Source organism: Asticcacaulis machinosus (assembly GCF_028550435.1).
Taxonomy (GTDB): Bacteria; Pseudomonadota; Alphaproteobacteria; order Caulobacterales; family Caulobacteraceae; genus Asticcacaulis; species Asticcacaulis machinosus.
In genome coordinates, this window is sequence record NZ_JAQQKV010000002.1 from 152,022 (window position 1) to 169,181 (window position 17,160).

Annotated in this window: 17 protein-coding genes and 1 tRNA gene; 13 read left to right on the plus strand and 5 right to left on the minus strand. The window is 56.7% G+C overall.

What is annotated here, in order from left to right:
- Positions 1–173: 173 nt before the first annotated feature.
- Positions 174–971, plus strand: coding sequence for a hypothetical protein (locus PQU98_RS09160; protein WP_272744642.1), 798 nt, complete (start codon positions 174–176; stop codon positions 969–971).
- A 252-nt stretch (positions 972–1,223) separates the two neighbouring features.
- On the opposite strand, the gene PQU98_RS09165 is transcribed toward PQU98_RS09160, so the two are convergent.
- A tRNA-Arg gene (locus PQU98_RS09165) sits at positions 1,224–1,300 on the minus strand.
- Positions 1,301–1,481: 181 nt separating this feature from the next.
- Between PQU98_RS09165 and ggt the strand changes: the two genes are divergently transcribed.
- Positions 1,482–3,218, plus strand: coding sequence for a gamma-glutamyltransferase (ggt, locus tag PQU98_RS09170; protein WP_272744643.1), 1,737 nt, complete (start codon positions 1,482–1,484; stop codon positions 3,216–3,218).
- A complete protein-coding gene (gene cobB, locus PQU98_RS09175; protein ID WP_272744644.1) occupies positions 3,215–3,925 on the plus strand; it encodes a Sir2 family NAD+-dependent deacetylase in 711 nt (236 codons plus the stop codon). Before ggt ends, cobB begins: the two co-directional genes overlap by 4 nt.
- A gap of 106 nt (positions 3,926–4,031) precedes the next feature.
- On the opposite strand, the gene PQU98_RS09180 is transcribed toward cobB, so the two are convergent.
- Together PQU98_RS09180 and PQU98_RS09185 are read right to left on the minus strand one after the other, a co-directional pair.
- Positions 4,032–4,562 (minus strand): hypothetical protein, encoded by a 531-nt coding sequence (locus PQU98_RS09180; protein WP_272744645.1) that lies wholly within the window; start codon positions 4,560–4,562, stop codon positions 4,032–4,034.
- Positions 4,563–4,573: 11 nt separating this feature from the next.
- The gene (locus PQU98_RS09185; protein ID WP_272744646.1) at positions 4,574–6,244 is read right to left on the minus strand and encodes a sensor histidine kinase; all 1,671 of its coding nucleotides are present in this window, start codon (positions 6,242–6,244) and stop codon (positions 4,574–4,576) included.
- Between the two features lie 204 nt (positions 6,245–6,448).
- On the opposite strand from PQU98_RS09185, the gene rpmH reads away from it, so the two are divergent.
- The 4 genes from rpmH (at position 6,449) to yihA (ending at position 9,754) form a co-directional block, all read left to right on the plus strand.
- Entirely contained in the window at positions 6,449–6,583 is a 135-nt protein-coding gene (rpmH, locus tag PQU98_RS09190; RefSeq protein WP_013479320.1) for a 50S ribosomal protein L34, read from the plus strand.
- A gap of 149 nt (positions 6,584–6,732) precedes the next feature.
- Positions 6,733–7,125, plus strand: coding sequence for a ribonuclease P protein component (rnpA, locus tag PQU98_RS09195; RefSeq protein WP_272744647.1), 393 nt, complete (start codon positions 6,733–6,735; stop codon positions 7,123–7,125).
- 55 nt (positions 7,126–7,180) lie between these two features.
- Complete coding sequence (yidC, locus tag PQU98_RS09200) at positions 7,181–9,106, plus strand: membrane protein insertase YidC (protein ID WP_272744648.1); 1,926 nt, start codon at positions 7,181–7,183, stop codon at positions 9,104–9,106.
- Positions 9,107–9,754: a ribosome biogenesis GTP-binding protein YihA/YsxC gene (gene yihA / locus PQU98_RS09205; RefSeq protein WP_272744649.1), complete on the plus strand. Its 648-nt coding sequence runs from the start codon at positions 9,107–9,109 to the stop codon at positions 9,752–9,754.
- Between the two features lie 86 nt (positions 9,755–9,840).
- Here yihA and PQU98_RS09210 read toward each other — a convergent pair whose 3' ends face one another.
- Positions 9,841–10,821: a glycoside hydrolase family 43 protein gene (locus tag PQU98_RS09210; RefSeq protein WP_272744650.1), complete on the minus strand. Its 981-nt coding sequence runs from the start codon at positions 10,819–10,821 to the stop codon at positions 9,841–9,843.
- A 192-nt stretch (positions 10,822–11,013) separates the two neighbouring features.
- On the opposite strand from PQU98_RS09210, the gene argB reads away from it, so the two are divergent.
- From argB to PQU98_RS09240, 6 genes are all read left to right on the plus strand, one after another.
- Entirely contained in the window at positions 11,014–11,961 is a 948-nt protein-coding gene (gene argB / locus PQU98_RS09215) for an acetylglutamate kinase (protein WP_272745484.1), read from the plus strand.
- Positions 11,958–12,605: a pyrimidine 5'-nucleotidase gene (locus PQU98_RS09220; RefSeq protein ID WP_272744651.1), complete on the plus strand. Its 648-nt coding sequence runs from the start codon at positions 11,958–11,960 to the stop codon at positions 12,603–12,605. Before argB ends, PQU98_RS09220 begins: the two co-directional genes overlap by 4 nt.
- A gap of 88 nt (positions 12,606–12,693) precedes the next feature.
- Positions 12,694–13,044 carry a hypothetical protein gene (locus PQU98_RS09225; RefSeq protein WP_272744652.1) on the plus strand — a complete coding sequence of 117 codons (351 nt, stop codon included), beginning with the start codon at positions 12,694–12,696 and terminating at the stop codon, positions 13,042–13,044.
- Entirely contained in the window at positions 13,041–13,853 is an 813-nt protein-coding gene (locus PQU98_RS09230) for a DUF2145 domain-containing protein (RefSeq protein WP_272744653.1), read from the plus strand. Before PQU98_RS09225 ends, PQU98_RS09230 begins: the two co-directional genes overlap by 4 nt.
- A 77-nt stretch (positions 13,854–13,930) precedes the next feature.
- Positions 13,931–14,779, plus strand: a complete 849-nt coding sequence (gene dapD / locus PQU98_RS09235) for a 2,3,4,5-tetrahydropyridine-2,6-dicarboxylate N-succinyltransferase (protein WP_189485366.1) — start codon at positions 13,931–13,933, stop codon at positions 14,777–14,779.
- A 245-nt stretch (positions 14,780–15,024) separates the two neighbouring features.
- Positions 15,025–16,134: an aminotransferase class I/II-fold pyridoxal phosphate-dependent enzyme gene (locus PQU98_RS09240; protein WP_272744654.1), complete on the plus strand. Its 1,110-nt coding sequence runs from the start codon at positions 15,025–15,027 to the stop codon at positions 16,132–16,134.
- A 55-nt stretch (positions 16,135–16,189) separates the two neighbouring features.
- Here the strand turns inward: PQU98_RS09240 and PQU98_RS09245 are convergent, their stop codons facing one another.
- Positions 16,190–16,981, minus strand: a complete 792-nt coding sequence (locus tag PQU98_RS09245) for a SapC family protein (RefSeq protein WP_272744655.1) — start codon at positions 16,979–16,981, stop codon at positions 16,190–16,192.
- Between the last annotated feature and the right edge of the window lie 179 nt (positions 16,982–17,160).

Here is a 17,160-nt window from a genome sequence, read left to right on the forward strand (position 1 = left end):
TTACAAGGAGAGTGGTTGAAATCTTGTCCAAGCGCGCTGGAAACCATTGTTCTGCTCCAGATTGCTTCGCGCTAACAATGGGGCCGGCCAGCAATGATAGGCAGTTCAGCACAGTCGGAGAGGCGGCTCACATTTACGGAGCCAACGAAGGTTCGGCACGCTATTCTCAGAGAATGACCGACGCCGAACGGAGTCAAGAAGCCAATGGAATATGGCTTTGCCGGACTTGTCACAAGAAAGTCGATGATGATCCTAATTCTTTTTCGGCCGAATTGCTCTTCGAGTGGAAGCAATCCCATACTAGGAAGATTGCGGATGGCCTCGGAAAAACTGACGCAGGTTTTCGAGAACGGGCAGATAGAGAACGGCTGAAAGGCTTTGAGGCGAGTTCATCGCTTGCCCGCCAGATCGTTTTGGATAAGCCGCTGTTTTGGGAATATAACCTCACCGCAGAGCTTTTGCGGAGCGGCTTTGCCCACATTAAATTCAAATACGAGGCATTGAAACAAGGTTTTTACGCCCTCCCTGTCGCCCGAATTGACAGCGATGATTTTGCCGATTGGGCTGATGTACAAATGCGCAATATTGTCAACCAGATTGAAGCGATCAAACTTGCGGGCACGGTCGGCCTTCTCGAGGCTTGGGGGCCACCCGGCCAACCAGGCCAAGAAAGAGACATCTTACAGATAACGCAATTTATCATCGATGCCGCCGAGCATCTCCTAAAGACCGAAGAGGTCGTTAGATTCTTGAAACCCCCTTCCCATTTCGAAAAGGTTCAAGAGCTTTACATCGGCATAGCGGGGCGTCAACTAGAGGAACTGTTCAAGATTCCAGATTGGATCATATCGAAAACAAGTGATGAGAATTTGGCGCCAGGAGATCATATTCTTAAGCTCGTGTTCGACATGCCGGACGGGTGGGTAGAACAAGTGATCAAAGCCTATAACGAGGCTGTCGATAGCGCGTAAGCGCACTCTAGAATTCTGATAATGATCATTATGCGAAATCAGCATAGGCCACTCAAAGAAGGCCTAATAAAGAGCCGCAGACTCCTTTTCAAAGAGCCTCAGACTACCAATAATCTGGAAAAATTCATATAAAACAGAAACATAACAAATTCACTATGTTTGAATTTGTAACACATAGGGTTCAAAACTGTAAAAAGTGTAACACACTTCATACATCGAAATTGATTATGTTATTGATTTTATAGGAAGAAATGGCGCACTCGAAGAGATTCGAACTCCTGACCCTCAGATTCGTAGTCTGATGCTCTATCCAGCTGAGCTACGAGTGCGCACTTTTCATGTCGCGTAACAGGCTTACCCGTCAGCGAGGGCGGACAATTAGTCGCTTAGACGCGCAAAGGCAAGATCAAAATGACTGCGAATGCGCTATTTTTTTGGTTTTCCTGTTGATCAAACAGGTAGCGCAGATTTGGGTTTGTCTTTTAGCACCCGCGTCCTTAAGTTTAGCCCATGCAAAGTCATCTGTCCCGCCGTACCGCCCTCACCTGCGTTGTTGCCCTAAGCCTTCTGACCGGCGCTTGCGCCCACAGGCCCGCTACGGACGCCGCAAAAGCCACCCCGATCGTGGTGGCGGCCAACCCTCTGGCCTCAAAGGCCGGGATGGATATTCTTAAATCCGGAGGCACCGCCATTGACGCAGCGGTTGCCGTGCAGGCGACGCTGGGACTGGTTGAACCGCAAAGCTCCGGCCTGGGTGGCGGGGCATTCATGACCTATTATGACGCGGCCACCGGCAGGGTTATCGCCTATGATGGTCGCGAAGTCGCACCGGCTTCAGCCAAAGGCGACCTGTTCCTGCGCGACGGCCAGCCGCTATCCTATGCCGAGGCGGTCACATCCGGTCGTGCCACCGGTGTGCCGGGGGCGGTTCTGATGTTGGCGGCTGCTCATAAAGATCACGGAAAACTGCCCTGGCATGACCTGTTCGGATCATCGATAACGCTGGCGGAAACCGGCTTTACGATTTCGCCGCGTCTGGGCAATTACCTGAAAAGCGAGCGCTTCCCACAATCCAAGACCGAGGATTACCGCACCTATTGGGGCAATGGTCAGGGCGGGCTGAAAACCACCGGCGATATTCAGACCAATCCGGCCTATGCCGAGACTTTGAAAACCCTCGCCGAAGACGGAGCCGCGATTTTCCAGTCCGGCCCTCTGGTTGATCAGATCATTGCCCGCACCCATCAGGGGCCCCTGCCCGGTGATTTACAGCCCTCGGATTTTGCCAATTACCGCCCCCTAGAACAGGCACCGGTGTGCGGGCCGTACCGCGTCTATATAGTGTGCGCACCACCGCCCCCCTCCAGCGGGGTGTCACTGATTCAGGGCCTGCAACTGCTGGAGCGCTTCCCTATGGCTGCGTGGGGCAAGGATGATGCCCGCGGCTGGTCGGCCCTGATCGAAGCGGAAAAGCTGATGTATGCCGACCGTGATCAGTATGTCGCCGATCCGGCGTTTGTGCGCGTGCCGACCGAGGGGCTGATTGATCCTGCCTATGTGGCAGAGCGTGCGGCCATGATCACGCCCGGAACGCCATCGCCGGCACCTAAGGCCGGAACGCCGCCTTTGAAGGATGAAGACGTAATAGTGGTGATGGCCCCCGACAATACTCATGAACCCGCCGGCACCTCGCATTTTGTAATCATGGACGCCTATGGCAATGCGGTCAGTATGACCACCACGGTTGAAAGTGTTTTCGGTACCGGCCGGATGGTCGGCGGTTTTTTCCTGAACAACCAACTGACTGATTTTTCGTTCTCGCCCGTCATGGCGGACGGTCAGAAAGCCGCCAATGCGGTGGAGGGCGGTAAGCGTCCGCGCTCATCCATGTCGCCGGTGATTGTGCTGGATAAGGATCGCAAAGTCGTGGCCCTGATTGGCTCCCCCGGCGGATCGAATATTCTGGGTTATAATTTAAAGACTCTTGTGGCGACCCTCGACTGGGGGATGACGGTTCAGGACGCCGCCGCCCTGCCCAATGTGATTGCCCGTGGCGACAGCCTGCGTATTGAAACCGGTCGGATGAACCCGGAGGTGGTCACCGCCCTGACCAATATGGGTTACACAATCACGCCGTCTGCGGGTGAGGAATCCGGCATCCACGGCATTATGCGCGCACCCGATGGCACCTTCGACGGTGGTGCGGATCCACGCAGGGAAGGTGTTGTGCTGAAAGGTCAGCCATGAAAATTGTCATCCTGACCGGCGCGGGAATTTCGGCGGAATCGGGTGTGCCGACATTTCGCGCCTCAGACGGGCTATGGTGCGGCCATCGTGTTGAGGCGGTCGCCACCCCCGAAGGTTATGCGGCCAATCCGGCGCTGGTACAGGATTTCTACAATCAGCGCCGCCGCCAACTGGCTGAGGTTGCCCCCAATGCCGCCCATGAGGCTCTGGCGCGACTGGCCGCTGTGTGGGACGACGATATCCTGCTGGTGACCCAGAATGTCGATGATCTGCATGATCGCGCCCATGCGGCCCTGCCTGCCAAGGCCGGTTTCCGGCTGATCCACATGCACGGCGAACTGCGCAAAGCGCGCTGCACCGTGACGGAACGGGTGACTGACTGGGCCGGCGATATCGACCCGAACGCACCCTCGCCGTTTGATGATCGCGGATTTTTAAGGCCGCATATTGTCTGGTTCGGGGAGATGCCGCTTGAGATGGAGGCGATCTATGATGCGCTCTCGGCCTGCGATCTGTTTATCTCGATCGGCACCTCCGGCAATGTCTATCCGGCGGCCGGTTTTGTGCAGGAAGCGCGGGCAGCCGGTGCTCATACGGTTGAGTTAAATCTGGAACCGTCGCAGGGACATAGCCTGTTTGACGAGAAAATCCTGGGGCCCGCGACAGAGGTTGTGCCGGCATTTGTGGCGCGGTTGCTGAGAGAGTAATTACCCCACCTTCCGGTTTGATAAATCAAACCTCCCCATGACTTACAAACGATTCACCGGATCGTTTGTTAGCGTCAAACCCCTGCAACAGGGGAGGTTCTTAAGATTAAGACACCGTGGCCGCCTTAATACCGGCTTCTTCGATCAGGACAAACAGGTCAACCAGAGCCTCAACCGGCGCCGTGCCGAAATCGACATGGATATCGTGTCCATCGAGCAGCAGTGAGTGGACGTGGCTGGAAAATTTCGAGTCCCAGTCAGTATTGACGTCTTCCGGGTCGAACCAGGTTTCAAACCACTCAGCAAACGCATCGGGCGGCAAGGCTGCCCCCTCCACAGTCAAGGTCACATCATGCCAGCTCAGGCGCTGAACCGTCATTTCCAACTCACCCAGCGACACCGAAATCGGGTCAAAACTGACCTCTTCGTCGGGTGTCATTTCGACAATCTGCCCGCCTTCGCCACCGGAGGCATAATCAGCACAATACAGGCGGCGATAAAGGCCGCTTTGATCGGAGAGTTGAAATTTGACCTCGGCAGAGCCTTTGTCATGCAAGGCCTGCTGCTTTTCAACAAAGCTGGCAAACTGCGAGACATAAGAATCCCGCGACAATTCCATTAGATCTTCAAAATCCAAAACAGATACCTTTAACTTTTGAGCGGCAGCCTGATCTCAAATGCGGTGCCGTCCGGGCCGGTTTGCCCCAGATGCACATCGCCGCCATGAGTTTGCGCCAGTTCACGCGCGATCGCCAGCCCAAGCCCGGTGCCATCGGACTGAGCCGTGGCCGAAAACGGCCGGAAAAGCTGCTCGCGGATTTTCTCAGGTATGCCGGGCCCATCGTCAGATATGGTCAGGATCACCTCATCGACGGTCTTTGTGGCCGTCAGGGTCACTCTTCCCAGCGGGCCTTTGCGGGCTGCGGAATCATAGACCTGCCGGTTCGGCTGGCGCTCAATGGCCTGACGGGCATTACGCATCAGATTGACCAGCAGGCGGTGCATGTGTTCAGGATCGGCCTCGAAGTAAAAGCCCTTGGGGGCTTTGAGCGCAAACCGCACCGGCTCCGGCGATTTGGGCGTCAGGCCAAGGCCGGCATCTTCGGCCGCCGCATAGGCCATATCGCGCAGTTTCAGGATCTGGAACCGAGGGGCCACTTCGTCGGATTTACCGTAGTTGAGCACGTTTTGCGCCAGATTAAGCGCCCGGTCGAGCGACCGCTCCAACCGCGGCAGGGCCTTGGCCACCATCGGATCAGGTGATGCCGCCAGACGGTCAGACGCCATCTGGGCCGAGGTCAGCATATTGCGCAAATCATGATTGATCTTGGAGACCGCCTGCCCCAAGGCGGCCAATCGCGCCCGTGAGGTCAGGGCGTGACGCACCTCCGACTGCATGGCGGCCAGTTCTTCTTCGATATGGCCAATCTCATCACGCCGCCCGGATAGTTTTGGCGCATTGGTCATGTCTTCAGGGTTGGCCTTGAAGGTGGCGATCACACGGGTGAGGTTCTGAATGGGGCGGACAATAAATATAGACAGGCCCACAAACACCAGAAGACCCGCGGCCAGAGAGATCGTCATGGACATACGCAGCATCGACCCCAGATAGGTCTTCAGTTCCTGTTTGAGCGGCTCCGCCGGGACGATGATTTCGATCAGTTCACCGCCCTTGCGCACCTTAGGGACGGCTTCGGTATGTATCAGCCGGTCAGGCTTACCCATCAGCGTGCGCCACGGCCCCCACAGATAGGCGATGTCACTGCGAATATCTGTGCGGCTGGTGCGCTGATCAATCACGTCAGGGATGACGCTGATATTAAAGTCCGACAGCACATAATCGCGCGTGCCCCTGCTGTTCTGAATGGCCAGATATTTCGCCCCGGCACTGGTCAAAAGCTGACGCGACAAATCCTCAGTTACGGTCTTTTCGCTGGAGGCATCCAGAGCCAGCGACGCGATTTCGGCCTGGCGGATGCGGTCGATCAGCCAGCGTTCCTGAAACGACGCCAATGACGGAATAAGAATAAGGACTTCGACGACCACCACGAAAATGGCGCTGATGATCAAAAGCCGGCCCGACAATCCGGTAAAAAATGTCCGCAGACGTTTGAGTATTCTGGCGCTCCAGTATCCGGCAACGGTCAGCATCTTATAAAGCCGCTGCGCCCACTGGCGGCTGGCATAGGATGTATCCCGCGCGCGTAAGGCCCAGCCATCGGGTTTCAACGCCGACGGCAAAGGTGATGAGCTGCCCCTGCGGTCAGTGATGCGCCCGGTTTTCGTTTCCGGTTTTTTGGGACCTGCGAGATCGAACACCCGATATAAGACCTTTGGGTTGCGCCCTGCCGGACTTTTGGCGGTGAGGCTTTGAATCCGTTTGAATTTTCATAATACATCATAGATTCTTATGGCGTAAGGGCTAAATGGCGTTGACAATCTCAGTCCGTTGTCATATCCACGCGCCTCTTTACTCAGGTAGCTCGTTTTATTAGGGGCTATCGTCCTTAATCGGAGCAGACCATGAAACGCACCTACCAGCCGAGCCGACTCGTGCGCAAGCGCCGTCACGGCTTTCGCGCGCGCATGGCCACCAAGAACGGCCAAAAAGTTGTCGCGCGTCGCCGCGCCAAGGGTCGTAAGCGCCTGACTGCCTAAGTTTGAGCGCATCCCGAAAAGTGTATAGCGGTTTTCGGATTAAGATGCGCGTTCTAAAGACTTAAAGCATCTTCGCTTTATACCTCGCATAATATTCAAAGAGCCCTTGGTTTAACGACTTTGGGCTCTTTGTGCATCTGGGCCTTATCATGATTAAGCGTTTGACCGATCGCGCCGATTTCCTTGCCGCCGCCAAGGCTCCTTACCGGGCGCAAGGCTGCGTGGTGGTGCAGATGCGCGCCCGTGAGGATGGATCGGATGACATAAGGGTGGGTTTCACCGCCACCAAAAAGGTCGGCGGGGCCGTGGTGCGCAACCGGGCCAAGCGTCGACTGAGAGCCGCCGCACAACAGCTTATTCCCGAATTTGGGATATCCGGTCATGACTATGTGCTGATCGCGCGCGCCGATACGCCCGCCAAAGATACTAAAAGCCCAGATGCTCCGCCTAAGCCCGGCACCTGTTCGCGTGATTGGCAAGGTTTGCTTGACGATATAAGACGCGCCCTGATAAGGCTGTCGCCCAAACAAAGCCCGCGCTGATGGCGGGCCGCTCCACCGGACAATTTGTACCTTAACCTTGTGAAAAAGACTGTCGATGACGCCCAACAAGACCGCCGACAACCGCAATATGTTCCTCTTTATCGCCCTGTCGATGGTGATATTGTTTGGCTATCAGTTCTTTGTCCTGAACCCGCAGATGGAAAAGGAACAGGTGGCCCGCGAGAAAGCCGCTGCCGTCGCCAAGGCCAACACGCCTGTGGCCGGTGCAGCCCCCGCGCCGGTAACGCTGGCCGCCCCCGTGGCGCGCGAAAAGGCGGTAGGTTTGACTGAGCGGGTACAGATCAATACGCCGTCTCTAAAAGGGTCATTGTCGCTGACAGGCGCGCGCTTTGATGATCTGTTCCTGACCAAGTATAAGGAAACGATCGACAAAAACTCTCCAGCCGTTGAACTGTTCCGCCCGGAAGGGGCCAAGCACGCCTTTTTTGCCGACTCCGGTTGGTTGGGTCAGAATATCAATGGTCTGCCGAATGCCTCAACCCAATGGACACTGCAATCCGGCACGGTTTTGAGCGTCGGTAAGAATATCGTTTTGGGTTACGACAATGGTGCGGGTTTGCGCTTTGAGCGCACCTATGCCGTTGACGAAAACTACATGATCACCATTACCGAAAAGGTCATTAATACCTCCGGTGTGGCGGTGACCGTTGCCCCTTATGCCAGCGTGACCCGTCAGGGCGTGCCTGATCAGCTCGGCACCAACATGATCCTGCACGAAGGCGGGGTCGGTGTGTTTGATAACAAGCTGAAAGAGTTCAAGTACAAAGACTGGCAGAAGAAAAAGACTTTTGAAGCGGAATCAACCGGCGGCTGGCTCGGCATCACCGATAAATACTGGATGGCCAGCGTTATTCCGGCCCAGAACGAAAAGGTGAAGGCCGCCTTCCGTGCGTCGGAAGTTGAAGGCGTTCAGGTCCTGCAGGCCGGTTATGTCGCCGCTCCCGTGACCATTGCCCCCGGCACGCAGATCACCGAAACCCACCACCTGTTTGCCGGTGCCAAGGTCGCCACGATCCTTACCACCTATCAGGAAAACTTAGGCCTGCCATCGTTCGATAAGGCCATCGACTGGGGTAATTTCTGGTTCCTGACCCGTCCGATGTTCTGGGTTCTGGATCAGCTTTATCAGTTCATGGGTAATTTCGGTCTGGCCATTCTGGGCCTGACGGTTGTGGTCAAGCTGATCTTCTATCCGCTGGCGCACAAGTCATACGAATCCATGACCAAGATGAAGATGCTTCAGCCCAAGGTCGAGGAACTGAAGAAAAAATACGAGGGCGACGCCCAAAAGATGCAGATCGAAATGATGAACATGTATCAGAAGGAAAAGGTCAATCCGATGACCGGCTGCCTTCCGATGCTGCTGCAAATTCCGGTCTTTTATGCGCTTTATAAGGTGCTGTTCGTCACCATCGAAATGCGTCATGCGCCGTTCTTTGGTTATATCAACGATCTGTCGGCCCGCGATCCGTCGACCATTTTCAACCTGTTTGGCCTGATCCCCTACGATCCGGCCGCCGTGCCGCTGATTGGCTCGATCCTGGGCGGGCCGCTGCATATCGGCATTGTGGCCATTCTGTACGGCTTCACCATGTGGCTGACCCAGGGCATGAATCCGCCGGCGCCCGACCCCATTCAGCGCAAGATCTTTGCCTTTATGCCGCTGATGTTCACCTTCATCATGGCCCCGTTTGCGGTTGGCCTGCTGATCTACTGGACCTGGTCGAACGTGCTGACCATTGCTCAGCAATATTCGATCATGCACCGCCTTAAGGTCGAGAACCCGATCGATACCTTTATCGGTAAGTTCAGAAAACCGACAGCTGAGACGACGCAAACCGCGGCCGTTACGGCCATCGCAGGTGACGATGACGGTAAGGTCATCAAGGGCGAAGTCATCTCAGGCGGCACCTCCGCAAGCGGCACCAAGCGTTCGCGTAAAACCAAGAAAGATATCTAGTTGACCGAACCACTCTATAGCGAAGACGTTCTGGAGGCCGCGCGGATACAGTTCGCGCGGCCTGTCCGCTTTCTCATGGGGGCGGCCCAGATTGAACAGTTGCCGCCCGATGACCTGCCCGAAGTCGCTTTTGCCGGACGATCCAATGTCGGCAAATCCAGCCTGATCAATGCGCTGGTGGGGCAAAACCATCTGGCACGAGCCTCCAATGAGCCCGGCCGGACACGCGAGGTCAATTTCTTCGTGCTTGAGGAAAAACTGCGTCTGGTCGACCTGCCCGGCTATGGCTGGGCGCGCGCGTCCAAGACCACGGTTAAGAAGTTCCAGAATCTGGGCCGTGATTACCTGCGCGGTCGCCCTAGCCTCAAGCGCGCCTACCTTTTGATTGACGCCCGCCACGGCCTGAAAAGCGTGGATAATGAGCCGATGGATGCGCTCGATCTGGCCGCCGTCAGCTATCAGATCATCCTGACCAAGGCCGATAAGATCAAGCCCGCCGAACTGGAAAAGGTCGTGGCCGCAAGCCAGAACGCCATCAAAAAGCGCCCCGCCGCCCACCCGCTCGTGATCGCCACATCCTCTGAAAAAGGCTTGGGCATTCCCGAACTGCGCGCCGAGATCATGCAGGTGTGCGGCGTTACGCTTTAAAAGTGGCGTGATTTTGAGGAAATCACCCCACTCAAGCCGCCATTGAGGCGGCGGCCAAGGTGGCGTAGCCACCGCCCGGCGAGGGACTAAGGCAATGCCGATACGCCGGCCTTGGTCTGTTCAATCGGCTTAATCGTACCATCAGCATTATAATAGAGCAGCTCAACCCTGACCGCACGGCGATAGCTGCCGCCCTTTTGATCGCCAATCGACCATGCACCGTCGTGGTAGAAGAAATAGGACTGGCCCTTAAAGTCGATGATCGCCGGATGAATGGTGGTGCTGTTCTCGGCCATGCCGGTCAGCTTGCCGCGATAGGTCCACGGCCCCTGAACCGATGGCGCGGTGGCATAGGAGATGTACTCACCACGATCGCCCTTATCCCACGACGCATAGGACACATAGTATATATCGCCGTGCTTATGCAGCCACGGCCCTTCGGTGTAGTGGGGCAGGCTAACCTCTGTGATCGGGCCGTCCAGTTCAATCATGTTGGGTTTCAGCTTGACCAGATAGGCCTTTTCATTGCCCCACATCAGCCATGAGGTGCCGTCGTCATCGGTAAAGACGGTCGGGTCGATATCGCTCCAGTCATGCTTGGCGTCCGGCGTCATGGCGTTGGTAATCAGGGCCGTGCCGCGGGCATCAATGAACGGGCCGGTCGGGCTGTCCGATACGGCCACCCCGATGGCCATAGCCGTGTCCGGCTTATTGTGCTTGGCGGTGGCGTAGAAATAGAACTTGCCGTCCTTTTCGACCACCTGAGACGCATAGGCGTCGCTGCGCGCCCACTTGAAATCAGTCGGTTTCAGCACCGGGCCGTGCGACGTCCACGTCTTCATATTCGTGGTCGAATAGGCCAGCCAGTCGGGCATATTGTAGCGGTCATTGGTCGAGATATCGCGCCCGACATAGAGATAGACCTTATCGCCCACGACCAGCGCCGCCGGGTCAGCCGAAAATATGTCGCGGATAATGGGGTTTGAACCCGGCATATCGGTTTCGGCAAGCGTAGGGTGCGCAACGGCAAGCGCAAGGATTAAGGTAGATGCGCGCAACGTGATCATATCGAACTCCCGTGTCTGTTTTTATTTGTCTGACTTATTAAGCCAAATAGGTCAAGCCACATTGCGCCCGTATAAATCGCCGCCCGGCTCAATCAAATAATGACACGCACCTCTATATATTGTATGCGCCGCCGTAATCTCAGTGTTGCCGTCAGGGCAGCACGCTCCGGTAAGGCTCACATACAAAGTCTGATGATCAAGCAAACCCAATCCGACACCGAACTCGAAGAAAAAGGCTGGGCGACGGCAAAGACCCTGGCCGAAGCCCTGCCCTATATCCAGATCTATGACCGTGAGATCGTGACCATTAAATACGGCGGTCACGCTATGGGCGATGAGGCGGTAGCCAAGCTGTTCGCGGGCGATATTGTGTTGCTGAAATTGCTCGGTATTTCGCCGGTTGTGGTCCACGGCGGCGGGCCGCAGATTTCGGCCATGCTTAATCGGGCGGGCGTCAAGTCGACCTTTGTTGACGGTCTGCGCGTCACCGACGATGCGACCATGGAAATCGCTGAAATGGTGCTGTCCGGCGCGGTTAATAAGGAAATCGCCAACTGGATCACCCGTGCCGGCCGCGAAGCCGATGTGCGCGGCGTCGGCCTGTCGGGTAAGGACGCCGGTTTGCTGATGGTCGAAAAGGCCACGCGGATCAAAAAAGACCCGGATTCGATGATCGAGCAGGTGGTTGATCTGGGCTATGTCGGTGAACCCAAGGTGGTGGACGATAAATTGCTCCGCACACTGATCAATGACCCTGAACATGACTATGTGCCGGTGATCGCCCCCATTGGCGTGGCCGAAGACGGCCTGACCTATAACATCAATGCCGATACGGTCGCAGGCGCTGTGGCCGGTAAGCTCAATGCCAAGCGCATGTTGCTGCTGACGGATATTGCCGGTGTTCTGGATGCTGACAAAGACCTGATCCGTCAGATGACGGTGTCTGAAGCCCGCCAACTGATCGAAGACGGCGTCGCTGTTGGCGGCATGATCCCCAAGCTTGAGACCGCCATCGGCGCGATCGAAGCCGGGGTTGAGGCTGTGGTTATTCTTGATGGCCGCCGCCCACACGCCATGCTGGTCGAGTTGTTCACCGAACATGGGGCGGGTACGCTGATTACGCGCGATCCGGTACAATGAGCCTGAGCGCAGTCAAACACGCCGATATCTGGCTGTTTGACCTCGATAATACGCTATATCCGCCCGAAGCCGAGGTCATGGCGCTGGTCGAAGGCAAGATGACCGCCTTTGTAATGCGCCAGACCAGTCTGTCGTTTGATGAGGCTTATCAGCTTCAGAAAAAATACCTCTATGAGCACGGCACGACTCTGGCCGGGTTGATGGCCTATCATCAGATCGACCCTTACGCCTTTCTGAACGAAGTGCACGATGTCAGTCTGGACGGCCTGCTGCCGGATGAGGCGCTGAACGCCGCGATTGCGGGGCTTGAGGGCCGCAAGCTGGTCTTCACCAATGGTGATGCGCCTCACGCCTATCGGATACTGGATAAATTGGGCATGACGCATCTGTTCGAAGATGTGTTTCATTTGGGCCATGCCGACCTGATCCCGAAGCCTAATCTGGCCACCTTTCACCGCATGATGCAAAAGCACGCCGTGGTGGCCGAGCAGACCGTGTTTTTTGAGGACAGCCCGAAAAACCTCAAACCCGCCGCGGAACTGGGCATGACCACGGTTCTGGTCGGGCCCCATGCGGCGGACAATGTCGATGAGTTTGTTCATCATCGCAGCCCGTCGCTAAAAAGTTTCCTGCACACAGCCTAAAAATTGAACGGCGTTCAAAATATGAATTGACTCCGCGAATAAATTGAACAATGTTCACATTACGATATGACATCGCACGGAGATCATTATGTTCAAAGCCCTTACCCCCGCTTTCATTGTTAGCGCCGCCCTGCTGACCAGTCAGGCGCAGGCTGCCGACAGCCTCGATAACACCTCAAAAGCCGCCGGTGAGTCCGTTATTGCCACCGCCAAACTGGCCGCGTCCGGTGTTCAGGTCGTCGCCGGTGTTGCCGCCATTCCGGTGATGGGCGTGGGTTCTGCCGCCCAAAGCACCGGCGAAATATTACAGGACTCCGGCGAAGCGGTCTGGACCGCCGCCAACACGCCGCTTGAGGTGTCAGATGAGACCGTGGTCGCCCAACCGGCACCAACGGTGCCCTATGATGCGCAAGCCACGAATAAGGCAAAACCGCAATGAGACGGATCGCGTTTTGCCTTGCACTGACGGGAGCAGCGATAACCGCGCCCGTTCAGGCCGCAGATTCCGGATTCAGCGCTCAAGGCACCGCAGGGCGGTTCGCCCCCGTTGAAGTTGCCGATTTTGCCAAGCAGATCGAACGCGATCTGGCCTCAAAACATGCTCGTCTGGCTATCGTCTATCGGGCGGGGCGCCCGCGCGATAAACTGCCAGACGGGATTTCATACACCCACGGCGCGTTCTGGATTTACGGCGATACCCAAACGGCGGATGGCCGCACAATTAAGGGCTATGCCGTCCATAACCTGTATCATAGCGACGGCAAGACCCTGCCTATGGATCAGTCCCTGCTGAAACAGGACTTCCCGTTCGACTTTATTTCCGGCTCGACCGCCGATGATGTGGCGGTCATCATCCCAAGCCCTGAAATGCAGCAGCGCCTGATCGCCACCATCATGTCGCCGACCTATATGAAGATGCACATCCCGCGCTATTCGACCGTCTCCAATCCGCACGATGCCAGATACCAGAACTGCAATGAGTTCATGCTGGATGTGATCGCATCGGCGGCCTGGCAGACCGATAATTACACCCAGATCAAAGCCAACCTTAGTGCCCATTATCAGCCGACCCTAGTGAAAACCAACGCCGTCATGCGCCTGTTCGCGCCGGTGGTGGACTCACGCCTGCCGATGGATGATCACAAGGGCCAGATCCGTACCGCCACCTATGAAAGCATGGCGACGTTTATGCAGGATCAGGGGCTGATGCAGGAAACCTATGTGATCAACCGAAAGGATGCAAAATAGCTTGATCAGCGGGGCCTATACCCTTAAGTCGGGGCAACGTTTTTGACGCGCGTCTGCGCCCGCCTAAGGATACCGCCATGTCTGATCTTGCCGCCTTTCACGACGATATCGAAGCCGCCTGGGCGGTTCGCGATACGCTGACGCCTGCCTATCACGGCCCTTATCGTGAAGCGGTCGAAAAGGCGCTCGGCCTGCTCGATAATGGCCGTTTCCGCGTGGCTGAAAAGATCGACGGCGTTTGGGTCACCCACGAATGGCTGAAGAAAGCCGTCCTGCTGTCGTTCCGCCTTAGCGCCAATCACCTGATGCACACGGGCCGCGGCCTGTTTGAGCAAGCCCCGATCGGCCCGTTCTGGGATAAGGTGCCCAACAAATTCGCCAAGTGGAAGGCCGACGACTTCACCGATGCCGGTTTCCGTGCCGTGCCGGGTGCCATTGTCCGCCACGGTGCCTTTATCTCCAAGAACGTCGTCCTGATGCCGTCGTTTGTAAACATCGGCGCCTATGTCGGCGAAGGCTCGATGGTCGATGGCTGGTCAACGGTCGGTTCCTGCGCCCAGATCGGCAAGAACGTCCACCTGTCGGGCGGCGTCGGCATTGGTGGGGTCTTAGAGCCCTTGCAAGCCACCCCGACCATTATCGAAGATGACTGCTTCATCGGCGCGCGCTCCGAAGTGGCTGAAGGCGTGATCGTGGAGCAGGGCTCGGTGCTGGCAATGGGAGTTTACCTGTCGGGCTCAACCAAGATCGTCAACCGTGAGACCGGCGAAATCCATCGTGGCCGTGTGCCCGCCTATTCGGTGGTGGTCCCCGGTACCTTGCCTGACCCCAAGGGTGGCCCGTCGCTGTACTGTGCCGTGATCGTTAAGACCGTCGATGCCCAGACCCGCTCCAAGACCGGCATAAACGAACTTCTGCGCGACTAGATCATTTATGTTTTAAAGTAAAAACATAATGATCTAGTTTTATTTTCAGTCCCTCGCCGGGCGGTGGCTTCGCCACCTTGGCCGCCGCCTCAGTGGCGGCTTGAGCGGAATAGTATCATTCCGCTCTAATCTTTTGCTATTCGCATAAATTATGCCCGCCGCGCCCCCGTGGCGGGCATTTTCGCATTTGAATAAAGGTTTCAAATGCGCCTATGCTCATCATCTGGGATTCACCGGAGGTGGGCATGGCTGACGATATTCACGAACCTTCGCGCAGAGCGGTCGCGACCATTCTGGCGCTGGGGGCCAGTGCCGCACAGTTTATAAGGCCAGCTTTGGCCCAGCCGGTAACGGTTAAGGCCGATGTGCGCATTGACGCCAATGAACATCCCGAAGGGCCGATCGCGCAGGCCGTCACTGCTGCCACGGCTGCCCTGTCGAAATCCAACCGCTATGCACCGGGGACTGAGCGCGAAGACCTGATTAAAGCCATCGCCGCCATAGATGGCGTAGAACCGGATATGGTCGTGCCCTGGCCCGGATCGTCCGACCCGCTGTACCGCCTTGTGCGCGCCTATAGCTCACCTACGCGCGGGCTGGTGGTGGCCGCGCCGGTGTTTGAAATGGCCGCAGGTATTGCTTCTGATGCCGGTTACAAAGTTACCCATGTGCCGGTGCGACCGTCAGATCACGCCCACGATGTCAGGGCCATGCTGGCCGCCGACCCCGATGCCGGGCTATATTATATCTGCAATCCCAACAATCCGGTCGGCACCTTAACGCCGGTAGCCGACATCGAATGGCTGGCCGCCCATATCAAACCCGATGCCATATTGCTGATCGATGAGGCCTATATCGACTATACGCCGACGCAGAAATCGACGGCCCTGCTGGCCAAGCACCCCAATGTCGTGATCCTGCGCACCTTCTCAAAGGTCTATGGCATGGCCGGGATGCGCATGGGCTATACTCTGGCCCGACCCGACCTGATTAAGCCGCTGATGGATTGGGGCAGCCCCTCGCCCTACATGTTGCCGGTGCCCGCGATCGCAGCGGCCACGGCCTCGCTGAAAAATTACGGAGAGATCACCAAACGGGTCGAGGCGATCACCATCACCCGCGACTGGACCATCGCCCGTCTGGAGGCACTCGGTTACAAATCCACCAAGGGCCTGTGCAACTGCTTTATGGTCGACTGGCGCACTCCCGCCAAGCCGGTGCAGCAGGCCATACTGGCCAAAGGCGTGGCTATCGGCCGGAACTGGCCGGTCTGGCCAACCCAGAGTCGGATCACGGTTGGCACACCTGCTGAAATGAAGGCCTTTATCGCCGCAGTCGAGGCGGTGAAGCCATAAAAAAAAGCCTCCGAAGATCACTTCGGAGGCTTTGTTTATATAATAACCGAACCTGTTAAGAGTTCAGGTTGGCCGGGGCATTGCCGCGCTCGATGGTCAGGGCAATCAGCTTGTCCCAGGCCAGCAGCGAGATCAGGTGCGCATAGATATGCGTCAGGGCACCATTGTCACGCAGGGCGACCAGTTTATCGGCCGGCAACGCGTTGAGCTTTTCTTCGTCGACGCCGAAATATTCAGCGATCTTTTGCGGCTCACCCGGTGTGCCATCCGGATTTTGCGGACGGTAAACGGTTTCGCGCGGCGACAGCAGGTCATATTCCTTCAGCAGGTTGACGAAGGATTCCGTGCGGCGACGCTCGGTTTCAAAGTCCGTGCAGAACTTCATGGCGTTTTCAACGAACGGCGATGCGGCGCCGTTCTCAAAGAACGGCACGTCGGGATTGTTGGTGGTGACCATAGAGGCGCCGGTGTCAACGCACAGGATCATGCGCTCCTGACCTTCGTCATTGGCAAACACGAACGGATAGCGGCGGGCAAAGGCCGGAAGATATGCGTCCGAACGGAACACGCCAGCGTCGGACACGAACACGTTCTGGCCTTGTGTCAGGCCCATAGCGGCGACCGGCATGCGGCTTTCGCCGATGAAGACGATCGGGTAGCTCAGAGCAGCCGCCGGAAATTCGGCCACGGTCAGCGGCACGACATTGGTTTCGGCCACGAAGGCGTGGGGGGTCGATGAGGCGCTGATACCGAGGTTGGCATGCAACTCAGGGCTCAGGGGCTCAGGGGTTTTGTAAAACAGGACGCTTCCGGTCAGTTGGGCATCTGCTAATGGAGTTTGTTCCATAGTCGCTCTTTATCTGGGCTTAAGGTAAAAACAGTAGGAAACCGCTTCTAGCGCATGGCAGGGCTGTGGGCAAGCCGGGTAACAGCCAAGTTGAGTGCCGTGGCGCGAAAACCCCAAAAGGCACCTGCGCAATCAAAACCCCTCCCCTGATTTCAGGGGAGGATGTCACGGAGTGACAG

Excerpts from the sequence above, each read along its gene's own strand:
- PQU98_RS09160 (WP_272744642.1), top strand. The coding sequence starts at position 174 with ATGACCGACGCCGAACGGAGTCAAGAAGCCAATGGAATATGGCTTTGC.
- ggt (WP_272744643.1), top strand. The coding sequence starts at position 1,482 with ATGCAAAGTCATCTGTCCCGCCGTACCGCCCTCACCTGCGTTGTTGCC.
- cobB (WP_272744644.1), top strand. The coding sequence starts at position 3,215 with ATGAAAATTGTCATCCTGACCGGCGCGGGAATTTCGGCGGAATCGGGT.
- rpmH (WP_013479320.1), top strand. The coding sequence starts at position 6,449 with ATGAAACGCACCTACCAGCCGAGCCGACTCGTGCGCAAGCGCCGTCAC.
- rnpA (WP_272744647.1), top strand. The coding sequence starts at position 6,733 with ATGATTAAGCGTTTGACCGATCGCGCCGATTTCCTTGCCGCCGCCAAG.
- yidC (WP_272744648.1), top strand. The coding sequence starts at position 7,181 with ATGACGCCCAACAAGACCGCCGACAACCGCAATATGTTCCTCTTTATC.
- PQU98_RS09210 (WP_272744650.1), bottom strand. The coding sequence starts at position 10,821 with ATGATCACGTTGCGCGCATCTACCTTAATCCTTGCGCTTGCCGTTGCG.
- argB (WP_272745484.1), top strand. The coding sequence starts at position 11,014 with ATGATCAAGCAAACCCAATCCGACACCGAACTCGAAGAAAAAGGCTGG.
- PQU98_RS09220 (WP_272744651.1), top strand. The coding sequence starts at position 11,958 with ATGAGCCTGAGCGCAGTCAAACACGCCGATATCTGGCTGTTTGACCTC.
- PQU98_RS09225 (WP_272744652.1), top strand. The coding sequence starts at position 12,694 with ATGTTCAAAGCCCTTACCCCCGCTTTCATTGTTAGCGCCGCCCTGCTG.
- PQU98_RS09230 (WP_272744653.1), top strand. The coding sequence starts at position 13,041 with ATGAGACGGATCGCGTTTTGCCTTGCACTGACGGGAGCAGCGATAACC.
- dapD (WP_189485366.1), top strand. The coding sequence starts at position 13,931 with ATGTCTGATCTTGCCGCCTTTCACGACGATATCGAAGCCGCCTGGGCG.
- PQU98_RS09240 (WP_272744654.1), top strand. The coding sequence starts at position 15,025 with ATGGCTGACGATATTCACGAACCTTCGCGCAGAGCGGTCGCGACCATT.
- PQU98_RS09245 (WP_272744655.1), bottom strand. The coding sequence starts at position 16,981 with ATGGAACAAACTCCATTAGCAGATGCCCAACTGACCGGAAGCGTCCTG.